The sequence below is a fragment of the Kitasatospora sp. cg17-2 genome, from assembly GCF_054031055.1.
Genome location: NZ_CM132923.1, coordinates 4,845,067 through 4,866,542 on the forward strand (window position 1 = coordinate 4,845,067; position 21,476 = coordinate 4,866,542).

Annotated in this window: 15 protein-coding genes and 1 tRNA gene; 10 read left to right on the forward strand and 6 right to left on the reverse strand. The window is 72.9% G+C overall.

The genetic code is table 11. The annotated features are described in order from the left end of the window. Positions 1-175: 175 nt before the first annotated feature. Both ACW14Y_RS20480 and ACW14Y_RS20485 read left to right on the forward strand, forming a co-directional pair. Positions 176-1,339, forward strand: a complete 1,164-nt coding sequence (locus ACW14Y_RS20480) for a transaldolase family protein (RefSeq protein WP_266311949.1) — start codon at positions 176-178, stop codon at positions 1,337-1,339. Between the two features lie 372 nt (positions 1,340-1,711). Continuing rightward, entirely contained in the window at positions 1,712-3,751 is a 2,040-nt protein-coding gene (locus ACW14Y_RS20485) for a helix-turn-helix domain-containing protein (RefSeq protein ID WP_456988024.1), read from the forward strand. Positions 3,752-3,824: 73 nt separating this feature from the next. On the opposite strand, the gene ACW14Y_RS20490 is transcribed toward ACW14Y_RS20485, so the two are convergent. The 3 genes from ACW14Y_RS20490 to ACW14Y_RS20500 all read right to left on the reverse strand — a co-directional run bounded on the left by ACW14Y_RS20490 (position 3,825) and on the right by ACW14Y_RS20500 (position 7,295). After that, the gene (locus tag ACW14Y_RS20490; RefSeq protein ID WP_380304815.1) at positions 3,825-5,027 is read right to left on the reverse strand and encodes an IS701 family transposase; all 1,203 of its coding nucleotides are present in this window, start codon (positions 5,025-5,027) and stop codon (positions 3,825-3,827) included. A 186-nt stretch (positions 5,028-5,213) separates the two neighbouring features. Continuing rightward, positions 5,214-6,062 (reverse strand): NAD(P)H-binding protein, encoded by an 849-nt coding sequence (locus tag ACW14Y_RS20495; protein WP_380304813.1) that lies wholly within the window; start codon positions 6,060-6,062, stop codon positions 5,214-5,216. A 42-nt stretch (positions 6,063-6,104) separates the two neighbouring features. Continuing rightward, the gene (locus ACW14Y_RS20500) at positions 6,105-7,295 is read right to left on the reverse strand and encodes an acyltransferase family protein (protein WP_456988027.1); all 1,191 of its coding nucleotides are present in this window, start codon (positions 7,293-7,295) and stop codon (positions 6,105-6,107) included. A gap of 232 nt (positions 7,296-7,527) precedes the next feature. Here ACW14Y_RS20500 and ACW14Y_RS20505 point away from each other — a divergent pair, with 232 nt between their 5' ends. The 6 genes from ACW14Y_RS20505 (at position 7,528) to ACW14Y_RS20530 (ending at position 16,010) form a co-directional block, all read left to right on the forward strand. Further along, positions 7,528-8,511, forward strand: a complete 984-nt coding sequence (locus tag ACW14Y_RS20505; RefSeq protein ID WP_380304809.1) for an NADPH:quinone reductase — start codon at positions 7,528-7,530, stop codon at positions 8,509-8,511. 99 nt (positions 8,512-8,610) lie between these two features. Further along, a complete protein-coding gene (locus ACW14Y_RS20510) occupies positions 8,611-10,071 on the forward strand; it encodes an MFS transporter (protein ID WP_380304807.1) in 1,461 nt (486 codons plus the stop codon). Between the two features lie 50 nt (positions 10,072-10,121). After that, complete coding sequence (locus ACW14Y_RS20515; protein ID WP_340633813.1) at positions 10,122-10,907, forward strand: alpha/beta fold hydrolase; 786 nt, start codon at positions 10,122-10,124, stop codon at positions 10,905-10,907. A gap of 157 nt (positions 10,908-11,064) precedes the next feature. Next, entirely contained in the window at positions 11,065-11,631 is a 567-nt protein-coding gene (locus ACW14Y_RS20520) for a hypothetical protein (RefSeq protein WP_380385054.1), read from the forward strand. A 161-nt stretch (positions 11,632-11,792) separates the two neighbouring features. Then, the gene (gene hrpA, locus ACW14Y_RS20525) at positions 11,793-15,791 is read left to right on the forward strand and encodes an ATP-dependent RNA helicase HrpA (protein WP_380385057.1); all 3,999 of its coding nucleotides are present in this window, start codon (positions 11,793-11,795) and stop codon (positions 15,789-15,791) included. A 145-nt stretch (positions 15,792-15,936) separates the two neighbouring features. Beyond that, positions 15,937-16,010 (forward strand) — tRNA-Asp (locus ACW14Y_RS20530). Positions 16,011-16,418: 408 nt separating this feature from the next. Here ACW14Y_RS20530 and bldC read toward each other — a convergent pair. Then, positions 16,419-16,625, reverse strand: coding sequence for a developmental transcriptional regulator BldC (gene bldC / locus ACW14Y_RS20535; RefSeq protein WP_014137253.1), 207 nt, complete (start codon positions 16,623-16,625; stop codon positions 16,419-16,421). A 542-nt stretch (positions 16,626-17,167) separates the two neighbouring features. Continuing rightward, complete coding sequence (locus ACW14Y_RS20540; RefSeq protein WP_380385059.1) at positions 17,168-18,079, reverse strand: hypothetical protein; 912 nt, start codon at positions 18,077-18,079, stop codon at positions 17,168-17,170. A 278-nt stretch (positions 18,080-18,357) separates the two neighbouring features. Here ACW14Y_RS20540 and ACW14Y_RS20545 point away from each other — a divergent pair, with 278 nt between their 5' ends. Then, positions 18,358-19,473, forward strand: a complete 1,116-nt coding sequence (locus ACW14Y_RS20545; RefSeq protein ID WP_266271765.1) for a Glu/Leu/Phe/Val dehydrogenase dimerization domain-containing protein — start codon at positions 18,358-18,360, stop codon at positions 19,471-19,473. A 373-nt stretch (positions 19,474-19,846) separates the two neighbouring features. Beyond that, positions 19,847-20,110 carry a DUF3073 domain-containing protein gene (locus tag ACW14Y_RS20550; protein WP_266270437.1) on the forward strand — a complete coding sequence of 88 codons (264 nt, stop codon included), beginning with the start codon at positions 19,847-19,849 and terminating at the stop codon, positions 20,108-20,110. A gap of 223 nt (positions 20,111-20,333) precedes the next feature. On the opposite strand, the gene purM is transcribed toward ACW14Y_RS20550, so the two are convergent. Continuing rightward, a complete protein-coding gene (purM, locus tag ACW14Y_RS20555; RefSeq protein WP_266270439.1) occupies positions 20,334-21,419 on the reverse strand; it encodes a phosphoribosylformylglycinamidine cyclo-ligase in 1,086 nt (361 codons plus the stop codon). Positions 21,420-21,476 lie beyond the last annotated feature (57 nt).

A 21,476-nucleotide genomic window follows, 5' to 3' on the forward strand; every position in this document is an offset into this window, starting at 1 on the left:
TCCGGGCGCCCCGCAATGACCATGCCCGGCATTGACCCCCGCCCGGCCCGGCATTGACCCGGGGCCGACCTGACATTGACCGGGGCACTCACTTTTCCGGGCACGAATTGCTGCCTATCCTCGGCCACGGCACCGTTTTCGGTCCGTCACAGAGCCGAGGAGCAGTGATCCCGCAGTGAAGAAACCGCCGGCCGCCGAACCCCGAACCGGAGACCTGCGGCCGCTGATCGCCGAGGGCGTCTCGCCCTGGCTGGACGGGATCAACCGCGGCCTCGTCACCTCGGGCCTGCTCGGCCGGCTGATCGACCGCACCGGTCTGCGCGGCGCCACCACCAACCCCGCCCTGCTGACCGGGCCGATGCGCCACGACCCCGTCTACGCGGAGCAGTTGGCCCGGCTGGCGGAGCACCACGTCTCCCCGGAGGGCTCGGTCTGGGCCGCCACCGTGCACGACCTGCGGCTGGTCTGCGAGGAGTTCCTCGGCGTCCACCGCGCCACCCACGGCCACGACGGCCTGGTCTCGGCCGACCTGGACCCCCGGCTGGCGCACGACGCCGCCGCGACCGTCGCGGAGGCCGTCGAACTGGCCCGCGCCGTGGACCGGCCCAATCTGCTGGTGAAGATCCCGGCCACCGCCGCCGGACTCACCGCGATCCGCGACTGCGTCGGCCGCGGACTCGGCGTGCACGCCACCGGCCTGTACTCGGTGCGGCGCTACGGGCAGGTGGTGGACGCCTACTTCGACGGCCTGGAGCAGGCGCTCGCGGCCGGCCTCCCGCTGGCCGCGATCGCCTCGGTGGCCTCGCTCCCGGTCGGCCGGGTGGACCGGGAGATCGACCGGCGGCTGGCCGCGATCGCCGGCCCGGACGCCGCCGCGCTGCGCGGCCTCACCGCCCAGGCGGCGGCCCGGCTGATGTACCGGGCGTACGAGGAACGGCTCGGCGACGGCCGCTGGCGCACCCTGCGCGCCTCCGGGGCCCGCCCGCAGCGGCTGCTGTGGACCGACTCGGCGCTGGGCGGGGCCGCCGCCCAGGCCCGGTACGTGGCCGGGCTGGTCTCCTGGGGCACCGCGCACGCGATGACCAGGCCGGTACTGGACGAGGCGGTCCGCAAGCTCCGGCTGGAGGGCGACACCCTGCTCGGCCAGTACGAGGCGGCCCGGGTGGTGCTGGACCGGCTGGGCCGGCTCGGCATCGACTACTGCGCGGTCGCCCGGCGGCTGGAGGAGCAGAGCGTCCCGCTGCTGGTCGACCACTGGCTGCGCCTGCACGCCGCCGTCGAGGGACGCCCGGCCGCCCGGCCCGACGATCAGGAACCCGCCCGACTTCCCTTCCGCTGAATCATCCTGATGATCCGTCACTGAGGCACCACGGGCCCCGCCCGGACGGCCCGGACCTGTTCTTGACGGGAACAACCGCCCCCGCATACCTTCCGGATTGCAGGCCGTCACGCACTCCTTCCGTTCACGGGGTCCGGGCGCGTCTTGTGGATCAGCCCGGACGAGGCCGCGGCGTCGGGGTGCGTGCACCGCAAGGCGGAGGTAGCGGCACCTCCCGGCCACCGTGCTGGGGGCGGAGCCGCTGCGATGGGGGCACCTCCCGGCCGCAGGGCCGGGGCGCGCGTGCCCTGGGGGTACCTCCCGGCCGACGGCCGGGGGAGCGTCGCGGACCAGGGCCGATCCACACGACACGCCCCAGGGGGAGGGAAGGTCATGACGCGACGGTCCGCCGACTCAATCGCGTTCAACGTCCTGGAACTGCTGGCCAGCGAGGCTCCGGCCGCCCAACTGGCGGAACTGGTCGAGCAGGCCCGACGGAGCTGCGAGTCCGCCCCGGAGCGGGAGGCGATCTGCCGGATCGAGCAGCTCGGCCTGTCCATCCGCTCCCGGTCCCAGCAGCGGCGCCGCCGCGAGGCCGGACTGGCCGCGCTCGCCGACACCGCCCGGGACCTGGCCCTGCCCTACGAACTGGACAGCCTGCTGCGGGTGATCACCCGCCGGGCCCGACTGCTGCTGGGCGCCGACGTCTCCTGCCTCACCACCTCCGAACCGGCCGGCGGCGACAGCGCCCCCGGCCCGGTCCGGATCCGCACCACCGACGGCCCGAGCGGCTCGCTGCGGGTCGGCCTGGCCGTCCCCGACGGCTTCGGCCTGGGCGGCGGCGTACCGGCCGACCCGGGACCGTTCTGGACCCCGGACTTCCTCGTGGACGAGCGGATCCGGCGCAGCCCGGCGGTCGACGGGGCGATCCGCGCCGAGGGGCTGCGCGCCGTGATGGCCGTCCCGCTCGGCCACCGCGCCCGCCCGTTCGGCACCCTGTACGTCGCCGAGCGCGCCGTGCGCTACTTCACCACCGACGAGATCTCGCTGATGGCCGCGCTCGGCGACCTCGCCGGGGTGGCGATCGAGAAGGCCCGGCTGCTGGAGCGCGCCGCCCGAACGCCCCCCGCGGCAGCCCCGGCCGGCGCCGCCGACCCGGCCGGTGAACTCGCCGAGGCCCACCGCGCCCTGGTCGACCTGGCGCTCTCCGGCCGCGACCCGCACGCCCTGGTCCGCGACGCCGGCCGCCGGCTCGACCTCGGCCTGCGGGTGTACGCGAGCGACGGCACCGTCCTGGCCTCGACCGGCGAACTGCCCGAACTCGACGGGCCGACCGTGGTCGCCACCGCCGTCGACACCCACGCGGCCGGCCGCCCGGTCCGACTGGCCGGACCGCTCTGGGCGGCCCCGGTCCGGGCCGGCTCCACCGATCTGGGTACCCTGCTCGCCCGGCCGACCGGCCGCCGCGCGGACCTCGCCGCGGAGTTCTGCCAGAGCATCGCCCAAGCCGTCGCCGTCGCCCTGCTGCTGGAGGGCCAGCGCTCGGCCGCCCCGGTCCGCCACGTCGGCGACGAACTGCTCGACGAACTGCTGAGCAGTCCGCAGCGCCCGCCCCGCCAGCTCGACGTCCGGGCCCGCCGGCTCGGCATCGACCTGTCCGCCGCGCACGTCCTGGTGGTCGCCCGGCCCGAGGGCGAGGCCCAGGGCAGGACCGCGACCTGGGCCGGGCTGTACGCCCACCGGATGAGCGGCCTCAAACGCGTCCACAACGGCCGGGCGGTGCTGCTGCTGCCCGGCAGCGACCCGGGCCGGGCCGCCCGCGCGGTCGCCGAGGAGCTCACCCCGCTGCTCGGCCTACCGGTGACGGTCGGCGCGGCGGGGCCGGTCAGCGATCCGACCTCGGTCTTCCACGGCTACCAGGAGGCGCTGCGCTGCCTGGACGCGATGACCTCGCTGGGCGCGGTCGGCCGGGCCGCCTCGGCCCGCGAACTCGGCTTCGTCGGCGTCCTGCTGGCCGACAACCACGACGTCGAGGGGTTCATCGAGTCGGCGGTCGGCCCGGTGCTCGACTACGACCGGCAGCGGCTGACCGAGCTGACCCGCACCCTCCAGGCCTGGTTCGACACCGGCAACAGCCCGACCCACGCCGCCCAGCGGCTGCACGTCCACCCCAACACGGTGGCGCGGCGGCTGGAGCGGATCGGCGAACTGCTCGGCCCGGACTGGCTGAAGCCCGAGCGCTCCTTCGAGATCCAGCTCGCGCTGAGGCTCAGCCGGGTGCGCCGCACCCTGCTCGCCCGCGCCGATCCCGGCCGTCCCGGCGACGCGGCGGGCGGTGCGGCGGGCGGCGCCGCGGGCGACCGGTCGGGCGGTCCGACCGGCAGCCCGACCGACCGGCCGGACCGGACCGACCGGACCGGCCCCGCCAACTGACCCCGCCGCCCCGGTACAGCCGGACGTCACCCCGGTACAGCCGGTCCTCACCGCGGTACAGCCGGACGTCACCTCAGTACAGCCGGTCGTCGCCGCGGGCCAGCACCGCGACCGCGTGCGCCGCCGAGGCCAGGGTGATGTGCCGGTGCCAGCCGCCGAACGAGCGGCCCGCGAAGTCCCGCACCCCGACCCGGTCGGCGGTCCTGGTGAAGTCCAGGTCCACCCGGTCGCCCAGCCGCGCCAGCCGCACCAGCGCGGCCACCGGCAGGTCCACCAGGTCGGTGAGCCACAGCTCGGCCGGCCAGCGCCCGCCGGCCGCGCCCGTCCCGAGCAGCAGCAGCTCCCCGCCGCCGCGCCGGCCCCGGCCCTGCCGGGCACCCCCGGGCCCGGCCGGACGCACACGGACGGCGGCGACCAGCCCGCCGCGCAGCTCCCCGGACGGATCGGACCAGACCACCGGCCGGCGCAGTTCCCGCGCCGCGGTGAGCAGTTGGCAGGCGGGCCCGGGGCCGGCCGGGTGGCCGGGCAGCGGCGCGACCGGCCGCAGCGGGAACGAGCCGGAGATCCGGGCCAGCATCGGCAGCCGCTCGGCCCGCATCCGGCGCACCAGCCGCAGCCCGTCGGCGTCCCTGGCGTCCGCGACCACCGGGCGCACCGGCAGCCCCCAGCGGGCCGGCAGTCCGAGCACCGCCTCCAGGGCGCAGTCGCCGAGGCTCTCCGCGTCGACCTCGTCGGGGATCAGCGCCTGGCTGCGCCGGGGGGCGTCCTCCAGCCAGGTCCGCGGCAGGTGCAGCCGCCAGTTGACCGGCCCGCTGAAGCTCTCCGAGGCGGCCCAGACCCCCACCGCCTGCTGGGCGTTGAGCACCTGGCCGAGGGCCGGGATGAAGCGGCGGTCCACCCCCACCGAGTGGTCGCCGGCCTTGGGGACGACCATCGGCCGCAGCACGTAGGCCTGCGGCGGGGCGATCCGGGCGAGGTGCTGCGCCAGGGCCTGGCGGACCGGGCTCCAGTCCCAGGTGGAGCTGGTGATGAAGTGGTGCAGGCTCTGCTCGGCGGCCGGGCCGCCGACCACCGTGGCGATGTTGCGGATCGACTTGCGTCCGCGGGCGCCCAGCAGCCCGCGCAGGTACTGGGCGCCCTTGCGCCGCTGGTCGCTGCGCGGCAGCGAGGCGAACAGCACGCCGCACAGCTCCTTGAGCAGCACCTCGTGCGAGGCGTCGAGCAACTGCGCGTCCTCCGGCGGAGCCTGGGGGTCCGTCGGCAGGGTTCGGATCATGGCCGGGCCGCTCATCGGTCCCCCTCGAATGGCGGATGACTGCGCCGTGCTCACGCTAGGGCGCGCACCCCGCTCCGCTAAGGTGCGCGGCCCACCCGTCCGGCGCGGACGGTGGTGGCCCGGCCACCGGGGTCCCGCCCGCCGGTGCGGCGGGTCCGGATTCCGGTGGCCGGGCCCGGTGGCCGGTCAGGCGGTGAAGTCGGCCGCGTGGTCGCGGGCCCACTCGGCGAAGGTCCGGGCGGGGCGGCCGGTGAGCCGCTCCACCGTGTCGGACACCTCGGTCGGGACGCCGTCAGAGTTGGCCCAGTAGCCGACCACCGCGTCCATCACCCAGATCGGGACGATCGGGGCGAGCGCCTCGCGCGCCTCGGCGTCGGTCAGCTCCTCGAACTCCAGCGGCCGCCCGAGCGCCTCGGCCAGGTCGGCCAGCTGCTCGCGCTGGGTGATCGACCGGGGGCCGCTGATGAAGTACGCCCGGTTCTCGTGGCCCTCGCCGGTGAGCGCCGCCACCGCGACCGCGGCGATGTCCTTCTCGTGGATCGCGTCGCTGTGCGACTCGGGGTACGGGAAGCGGATCCGCCCCTCGGCCCGGATCGACTCCGGCCAGCCCCACATCAGGATGTTGGTGGCGAAGTTGTGCGGCCGCAGGAAGGTGTACGCGATCCCGGAGGCGAGGACGGCGTCCTCGACCGCGCGGTGCATCTCCACGATCGGCTTCTGCACCGGGAAGGCGTCCACCACGGTCTGCGAGGAGAGCACCACGACGTGCCGCACGCCGGCCTCCCGCGCCGCGGCGAGGAAGTCGGCCGTGCCCTGCGGCACCGCGTAGAGGAACACCTTGTCGACACCGGCCAGCGCCGGGCCGTAGGTGTCCGGGTCGGTGAGGTCGAGCGCCGCGGTGTCGACCGGGGCGGGCGGCGCCAGCTTCTCCGGGGTCCGGGCGCCGGCCCGGACGTCGGCGCCGGCCGCCAGCAGCTGCGCCAGCACCTCGGCGCCGACCTGGCCGGTCGCCCCGGTGACGAGGATCTTGCCCATGGGTACGGCTCGCTTTCGAAGGTGGGAGGGGGGAAGCGGGAGTCAGGACGTGCGGGCGGGACCGGCCGGCTTGCGGCGCGGTGACGAGAACCGCTTGGTGATCGGTGCCTCGACCAGCCGGTACAGGATCCAGGAGAGCAGCACGGTGACCCCGATCGCGAGCAGCAGCAGGCCGATGCCCTCGGGGGTCGAGTACAGCTTGGTGCCGAGCAGGTCGCGCATCTCGGTCAGCACGATGAAGTGCAGCAGGTAGAAGGCGAAGGAGATCTCCCCGAGCCAGGTCATCGCCCGGTTGCGGAAGGGCGTGAACCAGCCGTCCCGGTCGGCGATCGCGGCGGAGGCGACCAGCAGCGCGATCGGCACCACGGTGGTCACCCGCTGGGCGTACAGGTAGGGCACCCAGCGGGTGGCGACGTAGCCGGCCACCAGGAGCACGCCGGACCACACCATGCCGATGTCGCGCCAGCGGCCGGAGCGCACCGCGAGGGCGACCAGGATGCCGAGCGCGAAGTCCAGCAGCCGCACCGGCGGGAGGACGTAGGAGAACCAGTACTGCACCACCGAGGAGTCGTAGCCGCCGGGGACGCCCGGGGTGTCGGGCAGCACCAGGTAGGCCAGCGCCGGGGTCGCGACGACGGCGGCGACGGTGCCGCCGATCCAGTAGAGCAGCCGCTCCGGCCGGATCCGCCGCAGCGCCCGGTGCAGCAGCGGGAAGGAGAGGTAGAAGACCAGCTCGGCGCCGAGCGACCAGCTGGGCGGGTCGACGCTGAAGTAGGTGTTGAAGTCGGGTATCCAGACCTGCAGCATCAGCAGGTTGAGGACGGCCGTGCGGACCGGGGTGTAGGAGCCCGCGAAGAAGATCATGGCCAGCGCCCAGGCGACCACGTAGTTCGGGACGATCTTGACCATCCGGCGGCGCCAGAAGCCGGTGGCGGTGTCGCCCGGGCGGGCCGACCAGGTGAGCACGAAGCCGCTGAGCACGAAGAAGAAGGCCACACCGAGGCCGCCGGCCTGGTCGGCGAGGTCGACGAAGCGGAACTCGGTGCTGTCGTCGGCGAAGAACCGCAGGGTCGGGATCGGCAGGGCGGCGTGGTACGCGAAGACCGCAAGGGCGGCGGGGAAGCGCAGGCCGGTCAGGGACGGCAGACGACTGGCGGAGGGCTGCGTCGTCCGCGCTCCGCTCCCGCCGGCGGGTCTCGGTCCCGGCTGGGCGAGGAGTCGGTCGGTGGCCATGTGGTTCCGTCCTTGGGTGTCGAGCGGTGGGTCGGACCGGTAGCAGGCCGTCCCGACCCGGAGGCCAAGTAAACTACTCCGTGCAGATGAGAGATTGCACCGATCGGTGTAGCATCTATGTCAGGTCGGGGGACACCCCGTCCCCGTCCGGCTTTCCGCCCGAGACCAGGGAGTTGACGAACGATGCCGCGATCCGCCGCCGCCCGTCCGCGCCTCCCGCAGGATCGGCCCCATGCGTGCAGCGTTCATCCCGAGGCTCGGACCGGCGTCGGACATCCGCTACGGCGAGGTGCCCGAGCCGGTCCCCGGGCCCACCGATGTCCTGGTCGACGTGGCCGCCGTCTCGGTCAACCCGGTCGACACCTTCGTCCGCTCGGGGCTCTTCCGGACCCCCCTGCCCTTCCCGTTCGTGATCGGCCGGGACCTCGTGGGCACGGTGGCCCGGGTCGGCCCCGGCGCCCCCCGCTTCGCCCCCGGTGACCGCGTCTGGACCAACAGCCTCGGCCACGACGGCCGGCAGGGCGCGGCCGCCGAACGGGCCGCCGTCCCGGCCGACCGGCTCTACCACCTGCCCCCCGGCGTGGACCCGACGACGGCCGTCGCCGTGGTCCACCCCGCCGCCACCGCGTACCTCGCCCTGTTCACCCACGGCGGGCTGCGCACCGGCGAGACCGTGCTGGTCGCGGGCGGCGGCGGCAACGTCGGCGGCGCCCTGATCGTGCTGGCCGCCGAGGCCGGCGCCCGGGTGGTCGCCACCGCGCGGCCCGCCGACGCGGAGCACTGCCGGGCCCTCGGCGCCACCGAGGTCCTCGACTACCGCGCCCCCGACCTGCCCGACCTGGTCCGCGCCGCCTGCCCCGGCGGCGTCGACCTCCACCTCGACACCTCCGGCACCAACGACCTCACCACCGCCGTCGACCTGCTCGCCCCGCGCGGCCGGATCGTGCTGCTCGCCGGCGCCCGCTCCCGCCCCGAACTGCCCGCCGGACAGCTCTACATGAAGGACGGCTCGATCCGCGGGTTCGTCATATCGCACGCCACCGGCGCCGAACTCGCGGACGCGGCGGCCACCGTCAACCGGCTGCTCGCGGCCGGCCGGCTGCGGCCCCGCGCCCTGGAGGTCCGGCCGCTGAGCGCCGCCGCCGAGACCCACCAGCGGCTGGAGAAGGGCGAGTTGAACGGCCGCCGGGTGGTCCTGACCACGCCGGGACGGTAACCGCCGACCGCCACCGCTCCGCCGTCCCCCCGTCCTTCGTTCCGCCGTCCGCCGTCCGCCGTCCCCCGTCCGCTCCCCGACGCCCCCGAAAGGCTCCCCATGTCCCCGTCCGCCGGTGCCGAGCAGGCCGCCGGGCCACGCCGTTCGGGCCTCCTGCTGGCCCTGCTGGCGTTCGCCCAGTTGATCGTCTCGATCGACTACAACATCGTCTACGTGGCGCTCCCGGAGATCGGCAGCGGCCTCGACTTCTCCGCCCAGAACCTGCAGTGGGTGGTCAGCGCCTACGCGGTCGCCTTCGGAGGCTTCCTGCTCTTCGGCGGCCGCGCCTCCGACCTGTTCGGCCGCCGCCGGATGTTCGTCCTCGGCCTGCTGCTGTACGCCGGCTCCTCGCTGCTCGGCGGCCTGGCCAACACACCCGGCCTGCTGATCGCGGCCCGCGCCCTCCAGGGCCTCGGCGGCGCCTTCCTCTTCCCCGCCACCCTCGCCCTGGTGGTCCTCAGCTTCACCGAGGGCCGCGAACGCAACCGGGCGCTCTCGGTCTGGGCCGCGGCCGGCGCCAGCGGCATGATCATCGGCTCGCTGGCCGGCGGGGTGCTCACCCAGGCCTTCGGCTGGGAGGCGGTGTTCTACGTCAACGTGCCGCTGGCCGGCGGCGCCGCCCTGCTCGCCCCCCGGCTGATCGGCGCCGACGGACCGCGCGACGCCTCCCGCTCGTTCGACCTGCCCGGCGCGCTGACCGCCACCGCCGGGGCCACCCTGGTGGTCTTCACCCTCGTGCAGGGCCCGGCCTCCGGCTGGACCTCGCCGACGGTGCTCACCACCGCCGTGCTCGGCCTCGGCCTGCTCGGCGCCTTCGTCGCGATCGAGTCCCGGACCGCCGACCCGCTGATGCCGCTGCGGCTGTTCCGCAACCGCAACCTGTCCACCGGCGTGCTGACCACCTTCCTGTTCATGGCCAGCTTCGGCACCCTGCTGTACTTCCTGACCGTCTACTTCCAGACCGTGCACGAGTACAGCGCGCTGCGCACCGGCGTCGCCTTCCTGATCCCGATGGTCTGCGGCTTCGTCGGCTCGATGCTGGGCGGCCGGCTCGCCACCCGGTTCGGCGCCCGCAACACCCTGATCGCCTCCTACCTGCTCGGCGCGGTCGGCACCACCGCGACCGCGCTGACCATGGCCCCGGACGGCAGCTACGTCGCGCTGCTGCCCGGCCTGATCGTGCTGAGCCTCTGCCAGGGCGTCATCTTCACCACGATGTTCTCCGCCTCCGCGACCGGCGTGCACCCCTACGAGCAGGGCATCTCCTCCGGCATCGTCTCCACCGGCCAGCAGGTCGGCAGCGCGGTGGGCCTCGGCATCCTGGTCGCGATCGCCAACGCCGGCACCGACGGACTGACCGGTGAGGCGCTCCGCTCCGCCACCAGCGACGGCCTGCGCACCGCCGTCCTGGTCGCCACCGGCGGCATCGTCGCACTCGTCCTGGTCGCGCTCGGCTTCGAGCGCGCCCCCGGCCGGACGGCGGCCGCCGCCGAGAACGCCTCCGCCAAGAGCCTCGCCTGACCCCGAACCCCCCGACCCGACCCTTCCCCACTCCCGAGGAGAACCACGTCATGCCCTTCGCCGCCAGCCCCAGCGCCCGCGTCTCCTACACCGTGGAGGGCTCCGGCCACCCGCCCCTGGTCTTCGTGCACGGCACCGGCTTCGGCGCCGGGGGCACCTTCGGCCACCTCACCGGTGACTTCACCGACTCCCGCACCGTCCTGCTGCCGGACTTCGCCGGCTGCGGGGACACCGAGGACGACGGCCGCGAACTGACCCCCGAGCTGCTGGCCGAGCAGATCGCCGCCGTGATCGAGGCGGCCGGCGACGGCCCGGCCGACGTGGTCGGCTTCTCGCTCGGCTCGGTGGTCGCCGCGACCCTCGCGGCGCTCCGCCCGGAGCTGGTGCGCAGCCTGGTGCTCACCGCCGGCTGGAGCCGCCCGGACGACGCCTACCTGCGCAACCACATGACCACCTGGCGGGCCATCAGCGGCGACGCCGAGGCCTTCGGCCGGTTCGGGACCCTGACCGCGTTCAGCCGCGACCACCTGAACTCGCTGGAGCCCGACGCGCTCGAGGGCATCATCAAGGGCAACGAGCCCACCGAGGGCGCGCTGCGCCACATCGACCTCAACCTGAGCGCCGACATCCGCCCGCTGCTGCCCCGGATCACCGCCCGCACCCTGGTGATCGGCTGCACCCAGGACGCCACCGTCCCGGTCGGGCTCTCCCGCGAGCTGGCCGACGCCATCGCCGGCAGCACCTACGCGGAGATCGACAGCGGCCACGTGGTCGTCTACGAGCAGGGCGCCGAGTGGTCCCGGCTGGTCCGCGAGTTCGTCCTCCAGGAGGGCTGAGCCCGCCCGGGGCGACTTTGCAAAGTGCACTTTGCAAAGTCCTGGCGCACTTTGCAAAGTCACCTCAGGACTTTGCAAAGTGCGCCTCGGCACACCCCGAGTCCCCCTCCCGCCCCGGGTGCTGACACGTCATCACCTGGGGCGTAGGGTGCCGGCCGTGGACGAACTGATATTCCGGGGGCGTGACCGCTACCGCCCGTCCTGGTCGCAGCTGCTGATCCTGCTCGTACTGCTGGTCGCCCAGGGCTTCGCCGCCGCGCACGGGCTCGGCACGACGGGCTTCCTCTGGCTCGCCGGCGGCACGCTGGCGCTCTGCGGCCTGGGCCTGTGGACCACGGTCCGCTGCTGGAGCAGAGTCGGCCCCGAGGGCATCACCATCTGCTGGGGCTTCGGGCCCGGCCGCACCTACCCCTGGGACCGGATCCGCTGGATCGACGTCCGCACGCTCGACACCCAGGGCGGCACCAGCTCCCAGGTCAGGATGTTCCTCGCCGGCGGACGGCGCCGGGCGCTGCCGGGACTGGTCCACAGCGACCTGTACCCGTCCCCGGACTTCGACGAGCAGTACCACCGGATCCGCAACTGGTGGGAGCTGAACACCGAGGCCCCGGCCCGGGTCGAGCCCGTCCGGCGGTTCCGGGACCGGATCACGCCGACTGTGGCCGCCGTCCTCGTCACCCTGGTCATCGCCGCCGTCGCCGCCGCCGTGATCCTCCTCGGGTAGCCGCGCCGACCGGGCCCCCTCACCCACCGCGACCGCCCCGTTCCGGACGGTTCCCACGGCGTGCCGGACCGCCGTTGGCAGCGGACGGGCGTCCCCTGTGACACTGGAGGCGCTCGAAAACCGAGGTGCGCTCCGCCGCCCCTCCTTGCGAACCTAGAGGGATGCCCGCCGTGAGTTCTCCCGCAGTCCAGTCCGCCGCCGAGCCCGCCCGGAGCGAGGCGCCCGGCATCGGCGAGCTGGCCGCGCGCCTGCCCGAGCTGACCCTGCGCGACCAGGTCCGGATCGGCCGCCGACTGGACGGCGCCCGCCGGGTCCGCAAGGACGAGGCCCGCGCGCAGATCGCGGCCGAGATCGCCTCCGACATCGACAAGGCCGAGCTGGTGGTCGAGCGGCGGCGCGCCGCGGTGCCGGTGATCCGGTACCCCGCCGAGCTCCCGGTCAGCCAGAAGAAGGACGAGATCCTCGCCGCCGTCCGCGACCACCAGGTGGTGATCGTGGCCGGTGAGACCGGCTCCGGCAAGACCACCCAGATCCCCAAGATCTGCCTGGAGCTGGGCCGCGGCGTCCGCGGTCTGATCGGCCACACCCAGCCCCGCCGGATCGCCGCCCGCACGGTGGCCGAGCGGGTCGCCGAGGAGCTGGACAGCCCGCTGGGCGAGGCGGTCGGCTGGAAGGTCAGGTTCACCGACCAGGTCGGCCCGGACACCCTGGTCAAGCTGATGACCGACGGCATCCTGCTCGCGGAGGTCCAGACCGACCGCGAGCTGCGCCAGTACGACACCCTGATCATCGACGAGGCGCACGAGCGCAGCCTCAACATCGACTTCCTGCTCGGCTACCTGAAGCAGCTGCTGCCCCGCCGCCCCGACCTCAAGGTGATCATCACCTCGGCGACCATCGACCCCGAGCGGTTCGCCCGGCACTTCGGGGACGCCCCGATCGTCGAGGTCTCCGGCCGCACCTACCCGGTCGAGGTCCGCTACCGCCCGATCGTGGACGAGGACGAGGACGGCGACACCGACGAGGTCGACCGCGACCGCGACCAGATCCAGGCGATCTGCGACGCCGCCGAGGAGCTCCAGGCCGAGGGGCCCGGCGACATCCTGGTCTTCCTCTCCGGCGAGCGCGAGATCCGGGACACCGCGGACGCGCTCGACAAACTCAGGCTGAAGCACACCGAGGTCCTGCCGCTCTACGCCCGGCTGAGCTCGGCCGAGCAGCACAAGGTGTTCCAGCGCTCCTCCTCCCGCCGGATCGTGCTGGCCACCAATGTCGCCGAGACCAGCCTCACCGTCCCCGGCATCAAGTACGTGATCGACCCGGGCAGCGCCCGGATCTCCCGCTACAGCCACCGCACCAAGGTCCAGCGGCTGCCGATCGAGGCGATCAGCCAGGCCAGCGCCAACCAGCGCAAGGGCCGCTGCGGCCGCACCTCGGACGGCATCTGCATCCGGCTCTACTCGGAGGAGGACTTCCTCTCCCGCCCCGAGTTCACGGACGCCGAGATCCTGCGCACCAACCTGGCCTCGGTCATCCTCCAGATGACCGCCGCGGGCCTCGGCGACATCGCCGCCTTCCCGTTCCTGGACCCGCCGGACTCGCGCAACATCAAGGACGGCATCAGCCTGCTGCACGAGCTGGGCGCGCTCGACCCGGCCGAGAAGGACCTCCGCAAGCGGCTCACCCCGCTCGGCCGCAAGCTGGCCCAGCTCCCGGTGGACCCGCGGATGGCCCGGATGGTGCTGGAGGCGGACCGCAACGGCTGTGTCCGGGACGTCATGGTGATCGCTGCCGCGCTCTCCATCCAGGACCCGCGCGAGCGCCCCGCCGAGAAGCGCCAGGCCGCCGACGAGCGGCACCGCCGGTTCAGCTCGGAGACTTCCGACTTCCTCTCCTTCCTCGCCATGTGGCGCTACGTGCGCGAGCAGCAGCGCGAGCTCTCCTCCTCCGCGTTCCGCCGGATGTGCAAGGCCGAGTTCCTCAACTACCTGCGGATACGGGAGTGGCAGGACATCTACTCCCAGCTGCGCACGGTCGCCAAGCAGCTCGGCGTCACCATCGAGGAGGCGCACGAGGACGCCGAGCCGGACGCGGACCGGATCCACCAGTCCCTGCTGGCCGGCCTGCTGTCGCACATCGGCCTGTTCGACGTGGAGAAGCGGGAGTACGGCGGCGCCCGGGGCGCCCGGTTCGCGGTGTTCCCCGGCTCCGGCCTGTTCAAGAAGCCGCCGCGCTGGGTGATGTCGGCGGAGCTGGTGGAGACCTCCCGGCTCTGGGCCCGGATCAACGCGAAGATCGAGCCCGAGTGGGTCGAGCCGCTGGCGGCGCACCTGGTGAAGCGCAGCTACAGCGAGCCGCACTGGGAGAAGAAGTCCGGGGCCGTCCTGGCGTTCGAGAAGGTCACCCTCTACGGGGTGCCGGTGGTCGCGGCGCGGAAGGTCAACTACGGCCGGATCGACCCGGAGCTCTGCCGCGAGCTGTTCATCCGCAACGCCCTGGTCGAGGGCGACTGGGAGACCCACCACCGCTTCTTCGCGGAGAACCGCAAGCTGCTCGGCGAGGTCGAGGAGCTGGAGAACCGGGCCCGCCGCCGGGACATCATGGTCGACGACCAGACCCTGTTCGAGTTCTACGACGGCCGGCTGCCCGAGGACATCGTCTCCACCCGGCACTTCGACGCCTGGTGGAAGAAGGCCCGGCACGAGCAGCCCGACCTGCTCAACTTCGAGAAGTCGATGCTGATCAACGACGCCGCGGGCGGCGTCGCCGAGGCCGACTACCCGGACCACTGGGTGCAGGGCAAGCTGCGGTTCGTCCTCACCTACCAGTTCGAGCCGGGCAGCGACGCGGACGGCGTGACCGTCCACATCCCGCTGCCGGTGCTCAACCAGGTCACCGCGGAGGGCTTCGACTGGCAGATCCCGGGCCTGCGCGAGGAGCTGGTGACGGCCTGGATCAAGTCGCTGCCGAAGGCGGTGCGGCGCAACTTCGTGCCCGCCCCGGACTTCGCCCGGGCGGCGCTGCGCGAGCTGAGGAACCACCAGGAGCGCCAGGAGCCCCTGCTGCCGGCCCTGGAGCACATCCTGAAGCGCCTGACGGCGGTCACCGTGCCTCCGGAGGCCTGGGACGAGGAGCGGGTCCCGGAGCACCTCAAGGTGACCTTCCGGGTGGTGGACGGCCGCAAGAAGCTCGCCGAGTCCAAGGACCTGGAGGAGCTGCGGCTGCGGATGAAGCCCAAGCTGAAGGAGACGCTGTCCTCGGCGGCCTCCGGCCGGGGCATCGAGCAGTCCGGGCTGACCGCCTGGCCGGCCGGGCTGCCGGTGCTGCAGCGGACCTTCGAGCAGCGTTCCCGGGGCCACGCGCTGCGGGCCTACCCGGCGCTGGTGGACGAGGGCGAGTCGGTCGGCGTGAAGCTGTTCGACACCCCGGAGGCGCAGCAGCAGGCGATGTGGGAGGGCAGCCGGCGGCTGCTGATGCTCTCCACCACCTCGCCCGCGAAGGCGATCCAGGGCCGGCTGGGCAACCAGGCCAAGCTGGCGCTGTCGTACAACCCGCACGGCTCGGTCCCGGCGCTGTTCGAGGACGTGGTGGCCTGTGCGGCGGACCGGTTGATGGCCCGGGCCGGCGGACCGGCCTGGGACGAGGCGGCGTTCGCGGCGCTGCGGGACAAGGTGCGGGCGGACCTGTACGACCTCTCGGCGGACACGACGCTGAAGACGGCGACGGCGCTGATCGCCTTCCACAAGGCGACGACCCGGCTGAAGTCGGTGAGCAGCCCGGTGCTGCTGAACGCGGTGAACGACATCCGGTTGCACCTGGCCTCGCTGGTGCACCCGGGCTTCGTGACGGCGACCGGCTGGCAGCGGCTGCCGGACCTCAAGCGCTATCTGCTGGCGGTGGACCGCCGGCTGGAGGCGCTGCCCAACCATCCGCAGCGGGACGCCCAGCAGCTGCTGAAGGTCCAGGAGGTGCAGCAGGCCTACGGGGAGCTGCTGGCGGCGGTGCCGGCCGGGCGGCAGCCCACGGCGGAGGTGCTGGCGGTCCGCTGGATGATCGAGGAGCTGCGGGTCAGTTTCTTCGCCCAGTCGCTGGGCACCCCGTCACCCGTCTCCGAGAAGCGGATCCTGAAGGCCATGGAGGCGGCCAGGGCGACGTTCTGACCCCTCGGCCTCCCTCCGGCCCGCCTGAGCTGCGGACGGGCCGGAGGGGGCGCCCGGGAGCCGGTTCGACCTGGGGGCCCCGCATGGGCTACAGTCTGTCTTGTTCGCAGCGCGGCAAACGAAGCGAACGGATCGGAAACACTCTGGTCCTGTGGAGCAGTTGGTTAGCTCGCCACCCTGTCAAGGTGGAGGTCGCGGGTTCAAGTCCCGTCAGGATCGCCGTAGTCGAGAGGCCCGGAACCGCTTGGTTCCGGGCCTCTCGCGTTTCACCGGCCACTCCTCTATCCCGGAGTCGGCACGGATCACAAGTGAACGTCCGCGTGACGGTCGTCACGTACCCCTTCCGGGAACCGACCGTTCGGACACCCTTCCCCGAACCCGCTAATTTAATATGTAAAATTGTACTGTTATTCACAGTAAATCCCCCCCGCCTCCCCACCATCGAATCGTTATCCGGAGTTCAACATTCCGGTGGATCGCGCGAGGACGACAGCCGATCCGGCGACCGGCGCGGCCGGTACGACAGAGCTGTAGAAGAAGTGCGCGGGCACAGAAAAAGGGGCTGCTTACCGGACCCGGCGGAGTCCGGTAAGCAGCCCCTTTCGAAGAGCCTTGAGCGAGGCTCTGTCAGGCCTCGGTTCGCTGGGCCGGAATACCGGCCAGCAGGGCGCGCACCTCCGCCTCACGGTATCGGCGGTGCCCGCCCAGCGTGCGGATGGACGTGAGCTTGCCGGCCTTGGCCCAGCGCGTCACGGTCTTGGGATCCACACGGAACATGGTGGCGACCTCTGCCGGCGTCAGCAGAGGTTCGGCATCGGGGGTACGAGCGGTCATGAGCGGCCTCCTCGGGAGAACCGAACCAGGGCGGTTCTATCCTTCAAATTCTGCACCTTGGCCCGCGATGCCCGAAATGGCATAGACGGGCCGAGTCGGTTATAGGACGAACGGCTTGTCCTGGTGTCTACAACTACACCATCCGTCCAGCCCTATCGACCAAACCGCCAAAATTGACCCCTCACGGGTTCAAGGCCGACGGATGGCAATGGACCACCCCATAACGGGCAGTCACCTTATAGTGACATTCGGTTACGAGCGGACCAGACCCGCCGTTTTCCCGCAAAGCGCACATCGACTCCAGAACCACCCAAAAGTGGGCACGCTCACGTGAAGTTGGGCTGGTTGTCCCATTTTTGCACATAGGGGTAAGTTCGCGTCAACGGTGAGTAGTGTCACGTTCGGTAGGTATTGACCCGAACCAGGACCTTGGTCATGCGGCTCGGGCCGTAGGACTCTTACAGTCTTACAAGTACCACCGACACCCCCACCGGCCAGCGACGACGCCGCCCAGGACCGGCCCTCCCGCCGGCTCCGGCCGCTCAGTTCGCGTGGCGCAGCGCCAGCACCCGCCGCCAGCGCACGGTCAGCGCCTCGTACGCGCGCAGCGCCTCCGCCTCGTCCCCCGCCCGCAGCGCCCGCAGCCCGTCCTCCAGCTCTCCCGCCGAACGGTCCGCCAACAGCCGCTCCGGCCCCAGCAGATGCACCAGCCCCCCGTAGTCCAGCTCCACCAGCGACCGCGGATGGAACTCCTCCAGCCACCGCCCGACCTGCTCCGCCCCCCGCACCAGCTCCCCTTCCGGCACCGCCTCGCGCAGCGCCCGGTACGCCCGGGCCACTCGGCGGCGCGCCTGCGCCATGGGCGTCAGATAGAACAGTGACGCCCCGTCCCCCCGTTCCCCTTCCTCCCCCTTCTCCCCCCTCTCTGCGGGAACGAAGCATCGATCCTCGTCCCCGAACGGGAGGAACCACCGCACCGGCACCTCCCAGCGGTTGGTGAGGATCCACGGCCGGGCGTCCGGGTGCTCGGCCCGCCAGCGCTCCCGGTCCGTCTCCGCCACCTCCCGGGTGGCCGGCGGCAGCGCGGTGTCCAGCAGCGCCACCGGGGCCCCCGCCCGCAGCTCCTCCAGCGCCTGCCACGTGCGCAGCCTGGTCGCCCAGGGGCAGACGTACAGCACCCCGTCCACGAGCCGGACGAAGGCCCGCTCGGCCTCCCGGTCCGGCAGCGCCCGCGGGGTCCGGCCGATCAGCTCGGCCAGGGCCGAGCGCTGCTCCGCGAGGGCCGCCGCGGCCACCGAGCGGCCCGCCTCGGGCGCGTCGGGACCGTGCTCCGCCGCGTAGGCCTGCCAGCGCGCCCGTTCGGGTTCGGGGTAGGCGGCCAGCGGCTCGTAGACCCGCAGGTGCGCGGCGTAGGGCGGCAGCACGGAGGTACGGACGACGGTCACGTCCCGCATCGTCCCACGCACCCCCCGTCGCCCGGGAGTGGCCGGTCGGACCGGTCCTGCGGCGGCCCGTTCGCGGACGCACCCGAAGTGCGCGAACGGGCTGATGGCGGCCCTGCCGTCCCAGCATTCGGACAGTGGTACCGAGCTTCGCCAAGGGGGCCGACCGGCGCGGCCCGCGCGACTACGCTTCGCCTTAGGCGCCCGCACCACAGCAGCGGGCCTCGAATACTGGAGTCACCACAGTGACCGACGTACAGACCGCCGCCACCACGCACCCCGCACCCGGCGTGCTCGGCAGGATCTTCGGCAACTCCCAGGACGGCGCCACCGGCGACGGCCACGAGCAGGTCGTGCTCTGCCACGACCGCTCCTCCGGACTGAAGGCGATCATCGCCGTCCACTCCACCGCCCTCGGCCCGGCCCTCGGCGGCACCCGGTTCTTCCCGTACGCCTCCGAGGAGGCGGCGCTGGAGGACGCGCTCAACCTCTCCCGCGGCATGTCCTACAAGAACGCGCTCGCCGGCCTCGACCTCGGCGGCGGCAAGGCCGTCATCATCGGCGACCCGAACAAGGACAAGAACGAGGCGATGCTCCGCGCCTACGGCCGCTTCGTCGAGTCGCTGCGCGGCCGCTACATCACCGCCTGCGACGTGGGCACCTACGTCCAGGACATGGACGTCGTGGCGCGCGAGACCGAGTTCGTCACCGGCCGCTCGCCCGAGAACGGCGGCGCCGGCGACTCCTCGATCCTGACCGCCTTCGGCGTCTTCCAGGGCATGCGCGCCTCCGCCCAGGCCCGCTGGGGCCAGCCGACCCTGCGCGGCAAGCGGGTCGGCGTCGCCGGCGTCGGCAAGGTCGGCCACTACCTCGTCGGCCACCTGGTCGCGGACGGCGCCGTCGTGGTCGTCACCGACCCCTTCGAGGCCGCCGTCAACCGCGTGCGGGCCGCTCACCCGGAGGTGGAGGTCGTCGCCGACACCGCCGCGCTGCTCCAGGCCAAGCTGGACGTCTACGCCCCCTGCGCGCTCGGTGGCGCCCTGACCGACGACACCGTGGCCGCGCTGGGCGAGTTCGGCACCTCCGTGGTCTGCGGCGCCGCGAACAACCAGCTGGCCCACCCGGGCGTCGAGAAGGACCTCGCCGACCGCGGCCTGCTCTACGCCCCGGACTACCTGGTGAACTCCGGCGGTGTCATCCAGGTCGCCGACGAGATCGACGGCTTCAACTTCGAGCGCGCCAAGAACAAGGCGACGAAGATCTTCGACACCACCCTGGAGATCTTCACCCGGGCCGCCGCCGACGGCGTGCCGCCGGCCGTCGCGGCCGACCGTCTCGCGGAGAAGCGGATGCGCGAGATCAGCGCGCTGCGTTCGGTGCTGCTGCCGGGCGCCCGCCGGGCCTGATCCGGACCGGGGTGCGCGGGGGACGGCCGGGCGCCGTCCCCCGCGCATCACGATGTGGAACCGGATTCTCGATTCTGCCTCCGATCGGGTGATCCGAAGCCCCCCTAGGGGGGATAATCGATCCGGGAACAACGGACCCGAGACACCTCCGGACAGCGTGCAGAAAGCCGCAAAACCTCCCTTGACCTGGGACGACCTGGTCGCGGGTGCGGCCGGTGCGCGCCACGTCACACCGACGACGTACCGTCCAGCGGCAGAAACAGGTACCGTTAATGCTCCAAGGGACGGTCCTCCCCATTCGGGCAGGCCGCTCTTGATCATGAACACGTGTCAGACTCGGGGCCGTGAGCCCCATCGTTGAGGGGGTCGACCCATGGGGCGCGGCCGGGCCAAGGCCAAGCAGACGAAGGTCGCCCGCGAGCTGAAGTACAACAGCGGCGGGTTCGACGCCAATCGTCTCTCCAGCGAGCTGGGCGTATCGCCCTCCACCTCCCCGATCGAGCCGGAGCCGATCGAGGAGGACGAGGAGGACGATGACGACCCGTACGCGGAGTACGCGGCTCGTTACGCCGATGACGACGAGGACGACGACGCGGAATCGGGTACCGGGCCTTCCCAGGCCCGCCGTCGCGCGTAGTCTCCCAGTCTGACCCGGACCGGCCAGGTGCCCAGCGCACCAGGCCGGTCTTCGGCGTTCCCGCACTCTGCGGAGCACCCCTCCGGAGGCCCCGGCGGCCCCACCCGGGCCCTGCCCGAGGAGCCCGCCAGGGCCCTGCCCGAGGACCCCGCGCGAAGACCCTGCACGAAGGCCCCGCCGGCGCGCTGCCGACGGGGCCTCCTCGCGTTCGCGTTCCCGTGCCTCAGCCGGCCACGAAGCCCTCGTAGGCGTTGTAGAGGGCCGCGCCGTCCGCGTGCTCGGCGGTCCGGTCGACGATGTCGCCCAGCACCCAGGACTCCACGCCGCGGTCCTCCAGGACCGACAGCACGGTGTCCACCGAGTGCGCCGGGACGACCGCGACCATGCCGACGCCCATGTTGAGCGTCTTCTCGATCTCCAGGGTCGCCACCTTGCCGACCTCGGCGACGGTCCGGAAGACCGGCAGCGGGGTCCAGGTGCCGCGGTCCAGGCGGGCGTGCAGCCCGGCCGGGATCACCCGGGCCAGGTTGGCCGCCAGGCCGCCACCGGTGACGTGCGAGAAGGCGTGCACCTCGGTGGCCCGGATCAGCGCCAGGCAGTCCAGCGAGTAGATCCGGGTCGGCTCCAGCAGCTCCTCGCCGAGGGTGCGGCCGAACTCCTCGACCTTGCGGTCGAGCTTCCAGCCGGCCTGGTTCAGCAGCACGTGGCGGACCAGCGAGTAGCCGTTGGAGTGCAGGCCGGAGGCGGCCATCGCGATGACCACGTCACCGGCCCGGACGCGCTCGGCGCCCAGCAGCGCGTCCGCCTCGACCACACCGGTGCCGGCGCCCGCGACGTCGTACTCGTCCGGCCCGAGCAGGCCCGGGTGCTCGGCGGTCTCGCCGCCGACCAGGGCGCAGCCGGCCAGGGCGCAGCCCTCGGCGATGCCCTTGACGATCGCGGCGACCCGCTCCGGGACGACCTTGCCGACGCAGATGTAGTCGGTCATGAACAGCGGCTCGGCGCCGCAGACCACGATGTCGTCGACGACCATGCCGACCAGGTCGTGGCCGATCGTGTCGTGCTTGTCCATGGCGGCCGCGATGGCGACCTTGGTGCCCACCCCGTCGGTGGCCGAGGCCAGCAGCGGCCGCTCGTAGTTCTTGAAGGCGGAGACGTCGAAGAGGCCGGCGAAGCCGCCGAGACCGCCGACCACCTCGGGGCGGTTGGCCTTCTTCACCCACTGCTTCATGAGCTCGACGGCGCGGTCGCCCGCCTCGATGTCGACGCCGGCGGCGGCGTAGGTGGCACCGTTCTGGTCGGTAGTCACTGCTGTGCGGCCCTTTCGGGTCTGTGGTGGGGGACGGAACAGCGGTGGGGTCCCGGA